10 protein-coding genes are annotated in these 13,016 nt (G+C 72.7%); 5 read left to right on the top strand and 5 right to left on the bottom strand.

The window, feature by feature from the left end; all coding sequences use genetic code 11:
* The first annotated feature begins 161 nt into the window (after positions 1-161).
* Complete coding sequence (locus tag ACQP0T_RS27460; protein WP_345360473.1) at positions 162-1,448, top strand: adenylosuccinate synthase; 1,287 nt, start codon at positions 162-164, stop codon at positions 1,446-1,448.
* 304 nt (positions 1,449-1,752) lie between these two features.
* On the opposite strand, the gene ACQP0T_RS27455 is transcribed toward ACQP0T_RS27460, so the two are convergent.
* Positions 1,753-3,360 (bottom strand): Na+/H+ antiporter, encoded by a 1,608-nt coding sequence (locus ACQP0T_RS27455; RefSeq protein WP_433870624.1) that lies wholly within the window; start codon positions 3,358-3,360, stop codon positions 1,753-1,755.
* 59 nt (positions 3,361-3,419) lie between these two features.
* Positions 3,420-4,538, bottom strand: a complete 1,119-nt coding sequence (locus ACQP0T_RS27450; RefSeq protein WP_433870623.1) for a glycerophosphodiester phosphodiesterase — start codon at positions 4,536-4,538, stop codon at positions 3,420-3,422.
* A 194-nt stretch (positions 4,539-4,732) separates the two neighbouring features.
* Here ACQP0T_RS27450 and purD point away from each other — a divergent pair, with 194 nt between their 5' ends.
* From purD to ACQP0T_RS27430, 4 genes are all read left to right on the top strand, one after another.
* Positions 4,733-5,998 carry a phosphoribosylamine--glycine ligase gene (gene purD / locus ACQP0T_RS27445; protein ID WP_433870622.1) on the top strand — a complete coding sequence of 422 codons (1,266 nt, stop codon included), beginning with the start codon at positions 4,733-4,735 and terminating at the stop codon, positions 5,996-5,998.
* Positions 5,999-6,893: 895 nt separating this feature from the next.
* On the top strand, positions 6,894-7,817 hold the full coding sequence (locus tag ACQP0T_RS27440; protein WP_433870621.1) for a YihY/virulence factor BrkB family protein: 924 nt from the start codon (positions 6,894-6,896) through the stop codon (positions 7,815-7,817).
* A 387-nt stretch (positions 7,818-8,204) separates the two neighbouring features.
* On the top strand, positions 8,205-8,393 hold the full coding sequence (locus ACQP0T_RS27435) for a hypothetical protein (protein WP_433870620.1): 189 nt from the start codon (positions 8,205-8,207) through the stop codon (positions 8,391-8,393).
* Positions 8,394-8,481: 88 nt separating this feature from the next.
* On the top strand, positions 8,482-8,952 hold the full coding sequence (locus ACQP0T_RS27430; RefSeq protein ID WP_433870619.1) for a pyridoxamine 5'-phosphate oxidase family protein: 471 nt from the start codon (positions 8,482-8,484) through the stop codon (positions 8,950-8,952).
* 278 nt (positions 8,953-9,230) lie between these two features.
* Here ACQP0T_RS27430 and ACQP0T_RS27425 read toward each other — a convergent pair whose 3' ends face one another.
* From ACQP0T_RS27425 to pdhA, 3 genes are read right to left on the bottom strand one after another with little or no spacing between them, the layout of a single operon-like run.
* On the bottom strand, positions 9,231-10,595 hold the full coding sequence (locus ACQP0T_RS27425) for a dihydrolipoamide acetyltransferase family protein (protein ID WP_433870618.1): 1,365 nt from the start codon (positions 10,593-10,595) through the stop codon (positions 9,231-9,233).
* A gap of 56 nt (positions 10,596-10,651) precedes the next feature.
* Positions 10,652-11,671 (bottom strand): alpha-ketoacid dehydrogenase subunit beta, encoded by a 1,020-nt coding sequence (locus ACQP0T_RS27420; RefSeq protein ID WP_433870617.1) that lies wholly within the window; start codon positions 11,669-11,671, stop codon positions 10,652-10,654.
* A complete protein-coding gene (gene pdhA, locus ACQP0T_RS27415; protein WP_433870616.1) occupies positions 11,671-12,894 on the bottom strand; it encodes a pyruvate dehydrogenase (acetyl-transferring) E1 component subunit alpha in 1,224 nt (407 codons plus the stop codon). The genes ACQP0T_RS27420 and pdhA overlap by 1 nt, the downstream gene beginning before the upstream one ends.
* Positions 12,895-13,016: the final 122 nt, after the last annotated feature.

Below are 13,016 nucleotides of genomic sequence, written 5' to 3'. Positions count from 1 at the left end.
GTACCTCGGTCCATCGCACACCGTGACCGGACGGGCGCTCTGCGCGGTGGTCGTTTCCGCAGGACAATGCGGTGGTACTCACGTTCTGCTCCTGGTTTACCCTGATCGACCGGCAGTGGTCGGACACGTTGGCGGCTTCCCCGCCCGGTTTGGAGTTGCAGATGCCGGCGATCGTGCTGATCGGAGCCCAATGGGGCGACGAGGGCAAGGGTAAGGCGACCGATCTGCTCGGCGAGCAGGCGCAGTGGGTCGTCCGCTACCAGGGCGGCAACAACGCGGGTCACACCGTGGTGCTGCCGGACGGGCAGGACTTCGCGCTGCACCTGATCCCGTCGGGCATCCTGACGCCCGGCGTGACCAACGTGATCGGCAACGGCGTGGTGGTCGACCCGGGCGTGCTGCTGGAGGAGCTCGCCGGGCTGGAGGAGCGCGGCGTGGACACCTCCCGCCTGCTGCTGTCCGCCGACGCGCACCTGATCATGCCGTACCACGTGGCGATCGACCGGGTCACCGAGCGCTACCTGGGCAAGAAGCAGATCGGCACCACCGGCCGCGGCATCGGGCCCTGCTACCAGGACAAGATCGCCCGGGTCGGGGTCCGCGCCCAGGACCTGCTGGACGAGAAGATCCTGCGGCAGAAGGTCGAGGCCGCCCTCGACGTCAAGAACCAGATCCTGGTCAAGGTCTACAACCGGCGCGCGCTGGACGTCGACGAGGTGGTGGACACGGTGCTCGGCCAGGCCGAGCGGTTCGCCTCCCGGATCGCCGACACCAAGCTGGAGATCAACCAGGCGCTGGAGCGCGGCGAGACCGTGCTGCTGGAAGGCTCGCAGGGCACCCTGCTCGACGTCGACCACGGCACCTACCCGTTCGTCACCTCCTCGAACCCCACGGCGGGCGGCGCCAGCGCCGGATCGGGCATCGGGCCGACCCGGATCAACGCGGTGATCGGCATCCTCAAGGCGTACACGACGCGGGTCGGCGCCGGCCCGTTCCCCACCGAGCTGACCGACGAGGCCGGCGAGAACCTGCGCAAGCAGGGCGGCGAGTTCGGCGTCACCACCGGCCGCTCGCGGCGCACCGGCTGGTTCGACTCGGTCATCGCGCGCTACGCGACCCGGGTCAACGGCATCACCGACTACTTCCTCACCAAGCTCGACGTGCTCTCCGGCCTGGAGACCATCCCGGTGTGCGTGGCCTACGACGTCGACGGCGAGCGGGTCACCGAGATGCCGATGACCCAGACCGGCGTGCACCACGCGGTGCCGGTGTACGAGGAGATGCCGGGCTGGTGGGAGGACATCAGCCACGCCCGCACCTTCGAGGACCTGCCCGCCAACGCCCGGTCCTACGTGCTGCGCCTGGAGGAGCTCTCCGGCGCCCGGATGTCGGCCATCGGAGTGGGCCCGGGCAGGGACCAGACAATCGTCCGCCACACCATGGCTTGAGCTTGGTGGTGCGGGTGGCGGAACCTCAGCGGCCTGCTCGCTCCGGGCGCCCTTCCTCATGTACAAGCGCGTACACAGCGTCAGGGCGTCCTCGCGAGAAGACCGCTGAGGACCCGCGGCGGTGCAAGTTGCGAGGGTGGGGTAGTGCGGAAGCGGCTGGCGCCGCTTGCCTGACGGGGTTCCGTTCGGCGCGTGCGTGGGCTGGAAGCGGCTTCGCCGCTTGCCTCACCTGATCGTGTTTTGGGCGAGGGGCACCTCCGGCATGGTCGGATGAAGGTGCCCCTCACCCGCGTTCGCGGGTGGGTCAGCGGTTGCGCCAGGAGGAGTCGAGGGCGGCTTCCTGCATGTCGAGTTCGCGGAGCACGCGGCGCAGGACCTCGTCGTCGATGCGGCCCGCGTCGCGCTCGTCGGCCATCGCGCGGCGTTCCACTTCGAGCAGGTCGCGGCGCAGCTCGGCGAACTTCTTGCCGGTGGTGTCGGCGCGTTCGGCGGGGGTGCGGCCGATCTGCTCGGCCGCGGTCATCCCCTGGTGCTCGATCAGCCCCTTCATCCGGTTGACGACGCGGTGGAAGCGCTGCTCGTCGTAGCCGAGGTCGGCCGGGCGCAGCTCGTCGAGGTGGCGCAGCGCGGCGGCGGTCGCGGTGCGGCGGGCGCCGGCCTCGGCGCGGTCGTCGCGCTCGGTCTCCTGCGGGTCGGACACCCGCAGCCGCCGGATCACCCACGGCAGCGTGGTCCCCTGGATCAGGATGGTGCCCACGGTGATCACGAACGCGAGGAACTGGATGGCGTTGCGCGCGGGGAACTCCGCGCCGTCGGCCGTGGTGTAGGGGACGGCGCCCGCGGCGGCCAGGGTCACCACGCCGCGCATCCCGGTCCAGGACAGCACCGCCGTGCGCCGCCACCGCCCGCCGGTGTCACCGCGCCGCACCAGCGCGGGCAGCCCGGGGACCAGGTTCGACCCGTACATCCACAGCACCCGGAAGGCCATCGTGGCCAGCAGCAGCAGGAGTCCGTCGACGACCAGCAGGCCGATGTCGCGGCGCTGGCCCACCTCGTTGACGACCTCGTGGAGCTGGAGCCCGATCAGGGCGAACACCAGGCTCTCCAGCAGCAGGTTGATCGACGCCCACACGGTCTGCTCCTGCAACCGGCCCGCCGACCGCGCGCGCGGCTGGTTGTGCCCGACGTAGAGCCCGGCGGTGACCACCGCGAGCACCCCGGAGCCGTGGAACTGCTCGGCCAGCAGGTAGGCGACGAACGGCACCAGCACGCCGAGCACGGTGGACACCAGCACGTCCGGCACGTGGGTGCGGGCGGTGTGGGCGAGCACCCCCAGCAGCAGCCCGACGAGGACCCCGACGCCCACGGCCAGGGCGAACATCCCGGCGCCGTGCGCGAAGCTGGGCGCGGTGCCGGCGACGGCGGCGATGGCCATCCGGTAGAGCGTGAGCGCGGCGGCGTCGTTGATCAGGCTCTCGCCGCCGAGCACCGTCATGATGCCGCGCGGCAGTTTGAGCTGGCGGCCGATGGCCGCGGCGGTCACCGCGTCGGGCGGGGCGACCACGGCGCCGAGCACCAGCGCGGAGGACAGCGGCAGCTCCGGCACCAGCACGGAGGCGATCCAGCCGATGACCGCGGTGGTGACGACGACTTGGAGCACGCCGTGGTGCGCGATCGGCCGGATGCGGGCCCGGAAGTTCAGGTAGGAGCTCTCCAGCGCCGCGGCGTAGAGCAGCGGCGGCAGCACCACGGTCAGCAGCGCCTCGGGCGGGATGTGCGGTTCGTCGACGCCCGGGATCAGCGACACGGCCAGCCCGACGAGCACGAGCAGCAGCGGGGCCGCGATCTCGCGGCTGCGCGCCACCGCCGTGACCAGCAGGGCACCGATCAGCACGAGCAGCAGTGCGGCCACCGGGCGTCACCTCCTGCGCGGAGGTTAGGCCGCCCGGTGGCCGTCGCGCCCGGTTGCGGTCAGCGCCGCGCGTGCTCCTGGGCGGCGAGCACGGCGGTGTCCGGGTGGTCGCTGAAGATCCCGTCGATGCCCTGGTCGAACAGCGCCTCGTAGAAGGCGAACACGTCGCCGTAGGCGGCCGGGTCGGCGGAGGACCGGAAGTCGGCGGGCAGGAACTCGTTCTCGGCGCGGACGGTGTAGGGCACGACGTCCAGACCGGCGCGGTGCGCGTCGGCCACCACCTCGGTGGGCTCGGTGAGGAAGCCCCGCTCGTCGACCGGCAGCACGACCTCGGTGTCCGGCCCGATGACGTCGGCGTAGCCGGCGATCTCCCGCAGCCCCTCGGGGGTGACCAGGTCGGCGTAGGTGCGCGGGTCACCGGCCTCGATGAAGTCCTGCGGGGCGCCGCTGGAGCTGATCAGCTGCACCAGCCGGACCCGCACCTCCCGGTCGAGCCGCTTCAGGTTGCCGACCTCGAAGGACTGCACGGCGACCTTGGCGCGCGGGTGGTTGAGCCGGTTGCGGTCGAGCACGTCGGCCAGCTTCGGTTCCAGCGGCAGCCCGATGGCGGCGAAGTAGCTGGGGTGCTTGGTCTCGGGCGCGACGCCGATCTCGCGGCCGAGCTCGCGGGAGAGCCGGGCGCGCAGGTCCAGCACCTCCTGGAGGGTGGGGACCTCGAACCGGCCGTCGTAGATCGTGTTGTTCGGTCGCAGTTCGGGGATGCGCTCCACGGCGCGCAGCGTCTTGAGCTCGGCGAGGGTGAAGTCCTCGGTGAACCAGCCGGTGATCGCGGTGCCGTCGATGACCTTGGTGGTCTTGCGGTCGGCGAACTCCGGGCGCTCGGCGACGTCGGTGGTGCCGCTGATCTCGTTCTCGTGCCGGGCGACGAGGTGGCCGTCCTTGGTCGGCACCAGGTCCGGCTCGATGAAGTCGGCGCCCATCCGGGCGGCGAGCTCGTAGGCGGCGAGGGTGTGCTCGGGCCGGTAGCCGGAGGCGCCCCGGTGGCCGTAGACGTCGATCTCGTCCACGTGCTGGTGCGGCGGCCGGACGGGGGCCGCGCTCGCGCCGGTCTGGGCGACCAGGCCCAGCACCGCCGCCCCGGTGACGGCCAGCGCCGTCAGTCGAGCCGGGATCGTCATGGGGTGACCTCCTGTCGGTGCGGGTCGCGCGCTGCGACCGGCAGTCGCACGTTCGGCCAGAACCCTGCGCTCCGCAATCGACCGTCCGCGAGCGTTCGGGCGACACCCGGGTGAACGAACGAGGACAGCATCACCACGCGCGGTAGTCGGGGGCCTGGCCACCGCGCCGCGTCCCACGCTCTACGCTGCGGTTCGTGCGAATCCTCGTGATCGGTGCCGGCGGCCGGGAACACGCGATCGTGCTGGCGCTCTCCCGCGACCCGCAGGTGACCGCGCTCGCCTGCGCCCCGGGCAACGCCGGGACAGCCGCGCTCGCCGAGTCCTACGCCGTCGACGCGGCCAAACCGCGCCAGGTCGTCGACCTGGCGACCCGCTGGCACGCCGACCTGGTGGTCTTCGGGCCCGAGGTGCCGCTGGTCGCCGGGGCGGCCGACGCGGTGCGCGAAGCGGGCATCCCCTGCTTCGGGCCGTCCGGGGCCGCCGCCCGCATCGAGGGCTCGAAGGCGTTCGCCAAGGACGTCATGGAGGCGGCCGGGGTGCCGACCGCGCAGAGCGAGATCGTGGACAACCCGGCGAAGCTGGACGCCGCGCTGGCCCGCTTCGGCCCCACCTGGGTGGTCAAGGACGACGGGCTGGCCGCGGGCAAGGGCGTGCTGGTCACCCGCGACTTCGACGCCGCGCGGGCGCACGCGCTGACGCTGCTCGACGGCGGCCACCCGGTGCTGCTGGAAAGCTTCCTGGACGGCCCCGAGGCGTCCCTGTTCTGCTTCGTCGACGGCACGACGGTGGTGCCGCTGGTGCCCGCCCAGGACTTCAAGCGGGTCGGCGACGACGACGCCGGGCCCAACACCGGCGGCATGGGCGCCTACGCGCCGCTGCCGTGGGCGCCGGAGGGCTTGGTCGACGAGGTGGTGCGCACCGTCGTGCAGCCCACCGTCGACGAGCTGGACCGGCGCGGGGCGACCTTCAGCGGCCTGCTCTACGCGGGCCTGGCGCTGACCTCGGACGGACCGCAGGTCATCGAGTTCAACTGCCGGTTCGGCGACCCCGAGACCCAGGCCGTGCTGGCGCTGCTCCAGACGCCGCTGGCGACCGTGCTGCACGCCGTGGCCACCGGCGAGCTCGCCGCGCAGCCGCCGCTGGTGTGGGAACCGGGCTACGCGGTCGCGGTGGTGCTGGCCGCCGAGGGCTACCCGGGCCGGCCGCGCGTCGACGACACCATCCAGGGCGGCGACGCGCCGGGCGTGCTGCACTCCGGCACCCGGCGCCGGGAGGACGGCGCGGTGCTGTCGGCGGGCGGCCGGGTGCTGTCCGTGGTGGCCACCGGCCCCGACCTGGAGGCCGCGCGCACCGAGGTCTACCACCGGGTCTCCCGGGTCCACCTACCCGGCGCGCACTACCGCACCGACATCGCGCAGCGGGCCGCCCACGGCGAGATCGCCCTCCCGGCACGCGCGTAGCGGTCGCACTGCAAAACGGTGCGGGCTCGCGGCTGACGCGATGACGTAGGTGAGGGGCCCCTCACTCAGTTCACGATCGAGGCGGGAGGCGGGAGGCGCCCCCGTCGGAGATCCGAGGACGGGGGCGCCCCTCGCCGCTCACTCATCCGGGGTGTGGCGCGGACCGGACGCAGTGAGTTCGGGTGCGCGGAGAACCGGTTGGTCAGGTCGATTCAACCGCGCACCCCCGGGGGTGGCGTGAATTGCGGGACGCGGATTCCGGTGAATTCGCGGAGGCTATTCGTGTTCAGGGGTCTTTTCAGAACTCGGCGGAGCCGCTTTGCGGTGAGGCCGCCAACTTGCACCGCCACCGACACCGGCAACGGCACCGCCACGCACACCATTGTGAAAGCGGTCCTTCGTTCCGGAGAAGGCGCGGAATGGGTGCCGCGCACGTTCCCGCCGTGCTGCCGGGACGCCGTCGGACCCGGTCGCACCGGGCCCCGGGCGACCACTGCCGTCGCGCGTTGTCATGGGTGCCCTCCATGCCAATCGCCGCGGGGAATCGCTGTGGACGCGACGAACTCTAGCGATGCCGATCTTGACCGTCCAGCCGACCCCCGTGCTCATTCGAATGCCGCGGCCGTGGCCGGAACGGACCATTTCCGGTCACTCCCGGCTAGTGCGGAATCGCGAATCGCGCACCGCCGGTTACCAGCGCCGGGCCGGGAGGCGCAAGGCGGACAACGGTTACCCCGGCGTGGGCGCGCGGTGATCGTTCCGGCCGCGCGGGCACCGCCGACCGGGCAACGCGATGCCCTCCAAGTTACGTGATCTGCGTCACTACACCGTGACGCGCGGGGGTCACCGGGAATCAGCAGGGGGGGCGGAACGGACGTCGGGGACGGGAGCGCGGATGTGGGCGGCACGGCTGACCGAGGGCCGGTTGGCGGGCGCGGCGCGGTGGGCCGGGCGGACCGCCGCCGGTCGGCTCGCGGTCGGCACCGTCGTGACCAGCTCGCGCAACCGGATCACCGGGCTGGCGGGTGAGGCGGCGTTCTTCACGCTGCTCTCGCTGCCGCCGCTGCTGCTCGGGCTCGTCGGGCTGCTCGGCTACCTCGCCGGGGCGCTCGGCGCCGACACCCTCGGCCAGACCCGGGAGCTGCTCCTCGGCGGGGCCGGCGCGGTGCTCTCGCCGCAGTCGGTCGCCGAGGTGGTGCGCCCGGCGTTGGACGACGTGCTCGGCACCGGGCGCGCCGGGGTCAGCGCGGCCGGCTTCGTGGTGGCGCTGTGGTCCGGGTCCCGGGCGCTGAACGTCTACATCGACGCGATCACCGTGCTCTACGACCTCAGCGGGCAGCGCGGTGTGATCCGGCAGCGGGCCATGTCCGTCGCGCTCTACGCGCTCGGACTGGTCGCCGGGGTCGCCCTGGTGCCGCTGCTCGCCGTCGGGCCGAACGTGCTGGTCCAGCTCCTGCCCGCCGCAGACGCGCTGATCCGGTGGGTGTACTGGCCCGCGGTGCTGCTGCTGTCCACGCTGTTCCTGGCGACGCTCTACGCGCTGTCGGTGCCGGTCCGCACGCCGTGGCGGGAGCACCTGCCCGGCGCCGCGGTGGCCCTGCTGGTGTGGGTCGGCGGCAGCGCCGGCCTGCGCGGCTACCTGGCGCTGACCATCGAGAACAGCCCGCTCTACGGCGCCCTGTCCGCCCCGATCGCGGTGCTGCTGTGGGTCTACGTGACCGCGCTCGCGGTGCTGGTCGGCGCCGCGGTCAACGCCGAGCTGGACCGGCTGCACCCGGATCGCACCACCGCGCGGACCCGCGCCGAGGCGACCGGGTGAGCGGGCGCCGCGGGCCGCAGCGTGGGATACGGCCCGCGGCGCCCTGGGTGACCGGCACGGGGGCCGGCCACGGCGGGGGAAGCACCGACCGCTGCTGATGGTGATCGGGTCTCGCCCGCCGCGCCGCGCGAGTAGCACGATCAGGCAGCGAGCGGGGAGTGGCGTTCGACACGCCGCGGAATGGCCGTCCCGAGTCGCTGGTTGTACTCGCCCGGTGCACGATTCGCGGGGGACCATGATCGGGTCCGGTTCGGGGGCGGCGAACATGTTAGGCCGAACGGGTGAGTACCGTATTCGGTCCGCCTGCCTCCACCGGTCCGGCGGGCCACGAGCTGACCGGAGACCTCCGCTCCGGTCGTCGGCACAGCGATCTGGGAGGGCCGATCCATGAGCAAGACCACGTCAGACCCGAACACGCCGATCTTCGGCGAACTGACCGCCGAACTCGGGCTGCCGCAGCTCGACATCCACGACTTCGACCAGCACGCCTTCGACCTCGCCGAGGACGAGGGCGCCGCGGATGACGACGGCGCCGAGTCACCGCGCAAGGGCGGCCGCCGCCGCAAGCCGGAGTGAGCCCGGCGGGCGGGTCCGCCCGCGGGCGCGGGCCCGCCCGCCGGAAGCACGACAGCGGACGTCCGGTATCGCCAGCACGATGACCGGCATGGTCACGTGGCAGGAATTCGAAGGGCGAGCACCCGACATGGCCGCCGCGGTCCGCGCGCGGCTGACCGCGCACCGGCACCACGTGCTCGCGACGCTGCGGGCGGACGGCTCGCCCCGGGTCAGCGGCACCGAGCTCGACTGGCGGGGCACCGACCTGGTGCTCGGCTCGATGCCGCGCTCCCGCAAGGCGCTGGACCTGCGCCGCGACGGGCGGTGCGCGGTTCACGCCGATCCGGCCGACGAGCTGGCCGACGGGCCGGACTGCAAGCTGGCCGGGACCGCGGTCGAGGTCACCGGCGCCGAGCACCGCGAGTGGGTGGCGCAGGTGCGGCCGCCGAGCGCGGACTCCCACCTGTTCCGCCTGGACCTCGCCGAGGTCGTCACCACCGGCCTCAGCCCGGAGCGGACCCACCTGGTGATCCGCCGCTGGACCCCCGACCGCGGCATCGAGGAGCACCACCGCACCTGACTCACCCGGAAGGGTGCTGAGTGCTTTCGCCAATGGCCTGCGTAGCGGTGCGGGTGGCGGAACCTCAGCGGCCTTCTCGCTCCGGGTGCCCTTTCTCATGTACCAACCACGTACACAGCGTCAGGGCGTCCTCGCGAGAAGGCCGCTGAGCGGTCACGTCCGAGCACGAGCGGCGGTGCCGGTTGACGGCCTCACCGCATGCGGCTCCGCCGCATGCTGAAAGGACTCCTTGCTCGGGCAAGGGTGCCCCTCACCTGGCCCGGACCACCCGGACGTGGTCAGTAGGTGATGGCCATGCTCGGGTCGGACAGCAGGGCGCCGACGTCGGCGAGGAAGCGGGAGCCCTGCTCGCCGTCCACCACGCGGTGGTCGAAGCTCAGCGCGAGCTGGCAGACCTTGCGCGGCACCACCTGGCCGTCGACCACCCACGGCATGTCCCGGACCGCGCCCAGCGCCAGGATCGCCGACTCACCCGGGTTGAGGATCGGCGTTCCGGTGTCGACGCCGAAGACGCCGACGTTGGTGATGGTGAACGTCCCGTCGCGCAGCGCCTCGGGCGAGGTGCGGCCCTCCCGCGCGGTGGCGGTGAGCTGCTCCAGCGCTTCGGCCAGCTCGCGCAGCGACATGCCGTCGGCGTCGCGGACCTTGGGCACCACCAGACCGCGCGGGGTGGCCGCCGCGATCCCCAGGTGCACGTAATCCTTGTAGACGATCTCCCCGGCCGGCTCGTCCCAGGTGGCGTTGACGTCCGGGGTCCGGCGCGCCGCCAGGCACACCGCCTTGGCCGCGAAGGCCAGCGGCGAGACCCGCACGTCCCGGAACCCCGGGTGCGCCTTGAGCCGCTCGCGCAGCTCCATCATCGGCGTCACGTCGACGGTGAGGAACTCGGTGACGTGCGGCGCGGTGAACGCGCTGTCCACCATCGCCTGCGCGGTGGCCTTGCGGACGCCCTTGACCGGGACCCTGCGTTCACGGGCGCCGGGCTCCCGAGCCCCGGGTTCACGGGCCCCGGCCCGCACCGGCTCCTCCTCGGCGGCCGTCCGCACGTCCTCGCGGGTGATCACGCCGCCGTCGCCGGACCCGTGCAGCACGTGCAGGTCCACCCCGAGGTCCTTGGCGAGCTTGCGCACCGGCGGCTTGGCCAGCGGCACGTATCCGCCGGAGCGCGGGGCGGTCGGCTGCGGCTCCGGTGCCGGTTCCGGCTCGGCGACCTCGGTGGCGGCCGGTGCGGCGCCCTGCATGGCCCCCTGCACCGCCTGCTGCGCGGCCCCGGCCGAGCCCGCCTTGCGCGGGCGGCGCTTGCCGCTGCTGGCCCGCGGCCCGTACCCGACGAGGTTGGCCACCTGGCCGTTGGACTCGCCCTCCTCGGCGGGCTGCTCGGCGGCCTCCGCCGAGGCCGGGTCCAGGTCGATGGCGATGATCGGCGACCCGACCTCCACCGTCTGCCCCGGTTCGACGAGCAGTTGGTGCACCGTGCCCGCCCACGGGCACGGCAGTTCGACCGCGGCCTTCGCGGTCTCGATCTCCACGATGACCTGGTTGACGGTCACGGTGTCCCCGGCCTGGACCTTCCAGCCGAGGATCTCCGCTTCGGTGAGCCCCTCCCCGACGTCGGGCAGGGGGAAGTGCTTGAGCTGTGCCATCGACGACTCCCTCGCGGGCCCGCCGCGCGGCGGGCCCGCTGAACGCGCGAGCAGGATCAGTAGGCGAGCGAGCGGTCGACCGCGTCCAGCACCCGGTCGAGGTCGGGCAGGAAGCCCTCCTCCAACTTGCTCGGCGGGTACGGCGCGTCGAAACCGGTTACGCGCAGCACCGGTGCCTCCAGCGAGTAGAAGCACTCCTGCTGCACCCGGGTCGCGATCTCCGAGGTCACCGACGACTCCGACGGCGCCTCGCTGACTAGCACCAGCCGACCGGTGCGGCGCACCGACTCGAACACCGGCGCCAGGTCCAGCGGGGACAGCGTCCGCAGGTCCACGACCTCCAGGTCGAGGCCCTCCTCCTCGGCGGCGGTCGCCGCGTCCAGGCAGGTCCGCATCACCGGGCCGTACCCGGCCACGGTCACCTTCGACCCGGTGCGCCGCACCTGCGAGGTGAGCAGCGGCGGCGGGGCGGCCGACAGGTCCAGCTCCGCCTTCTCGTAGTAGCGGCGCTTGGGTTCGAAGAACAGCACCGGGTCGTCGCAGTCGATGGCCTGCTGGAGCATCCAGTAGGCGTCGGCCGGGTTCGAGCAGGACACCACCTTGAGCCCGGCGACGTGCGCGAACAGCGATTCGGGCGACTCCGAGTGGTGCTCCACCGCGCCGATCCCACCGCCGAACGGCACCCGCACCACGATCGGCGCCTTCACCTTGCCCTGGCTGCGGAAGTGCAGCTTGGCGAGCTGGGAGACGATCTGGTCGAAGCCGGGGAAGATGAACCCGTCGAACTGGATCTCGCACACCGGCCGGTAGCCGCGGATGGCCAGGCCGATCGCGGTGCCGATGATCCCGGACTCGGCCAGCGGGGTGTCCAGCACCCGGTGCTCGCCGAAGTCCTTCTGCAGGCCGTCGGTGATCCGGAAGACGCCGCCGAGCTTGCCGACGTCCTCCCCCATCACCAGCACCTTCGGGTCGCGTTCCATCGCGGCCCGCAGCCCCATGTTCAGGGCCTTGGCGATGGTGACCGTGCGCGTTCCCGACTCCGCCGAGGTCGGGCGCTCCAGCGCGGGCGCGGCCATCAGCGAACACCTCCCGCCAGCGTCTCGTCCGCGAAGCCGGCGAGGTAGCGCAGGTAGTCCTCGCGCTGCCCGGCGAGCTGCGGCGTCTCCTCCGCGTAGACCTCGGAGAAGATCCGCTCGGGTGGTGGTTCGGGCATGTTGAAGCAGAAGTCCCGGAACCGCGCCGCCAGCTCGTCGGCCTCGGCGTCGATCGAGCGCACGAAGTCCTCGTCGGCGATCCGGTCGCGCAGCAGGTGCGCCTTCAGCCGCTCGATCGGGTCCTTGAGCTTCCACGCCTCCATCTCGTCGCTGAGCCGGTAGCGGCTCGGGTCGTCGGAGGTGGTGTGCGCGTCCATCCGGTAGGTGTAGGCCTCGATGAGCACCGGACCGTTGCCCTGGCGGCACTCGTCCAGCGCCCACCGGGAGACCGCGAGGCTGGCCAGCACGTCGTTGCCGTCCACCCGGATGCCGGGGAAGCCGTAGCCGGCGGCCCGCTGGTAGATCGGGACGCGGGTCTGGCGCTCCAGCGGCTCGGAGATCGCCCACTGATTGTTCTGGCAGAAGAACACCACCGGCGAGTCGTAGACGGCCGCCCACACCATCGCCTCGTGCACGTCGCCCTGGCTGGTGGCGCCGTCGCCGAAGAACGCCATGGTCGCCTCGCCGTCGACGTCGCCGACCTTGCCGTCGAAGCGCTGGCCCATCGCGTACCCGGCGGCGTTGAGGCACTGGTTGCCGATGACGATCGTGTACAGGTGGAACCCGGCGGCGATCGGGTCCCAGGAGCCGTGGTCGGTCCCGCGGAAGATGCCCAGCAGGTCGGTGGGGTCGATGCCCCGGCACCACGCGACGCCGTGCTCCCGGTAGCTCGGGAAGGCCATGTCCTGCGAGCGCAGCGCGCGGCCGGCCCCGATCTGCGCGGCCTCCTGCCCCAGCAGCGGCACCCAGATGCCGAGCTGCCCCTGGCGCTGGAGCGCGTTGCCCTCCCGGTCGGCGCGGCGCACCAGCACCATGTCCCGGTACAGGTCGCGCAGCTCCGCGTCGGTCAGATCGATGTCGAAGGCGGGGTGCTCGACCCGCTGGCCTTCCGGGCTGAGGAGCTGAACGAGGTCAGCCCCACCTTCACTCGTCGCGCGCAAACCGGCGATCACCTGCTCCCGTGTGGGTTTCGCTGCGGTAGCGGCAGGGGGTCCGGTCGCGGTGTCGGTCTCGTCTCCGGGGCGTGTCCATCGTTCAGGGGACATGCGGATCTCCTCGTGTCGCACCGGACCGCCGCTTGTGGCGGCGTGCCCGGCTGGCCGCGGTCACCGCGGGGCGCGGGGTGTGCGCCCGGGCGGAAGGCCGGGGCCGGTGGGAACGCTCACCG

Source organism: Saccharopolyspora sp. CA-218241 (assembly GCF_050954615.1).
Taxonomy (GTDB): domain Bacteria; phylum Actinomycetota; class Actinomycetes; order Mycobacteriales; family Pseudonocardiaceae; genus Saccharopolyspora; species Saccharopolyspora cebuensis.
Note: the sequence above shows the minus strand (reverse complement) of the source record. Positions and strands in the feature narration are given on the sequence as shown.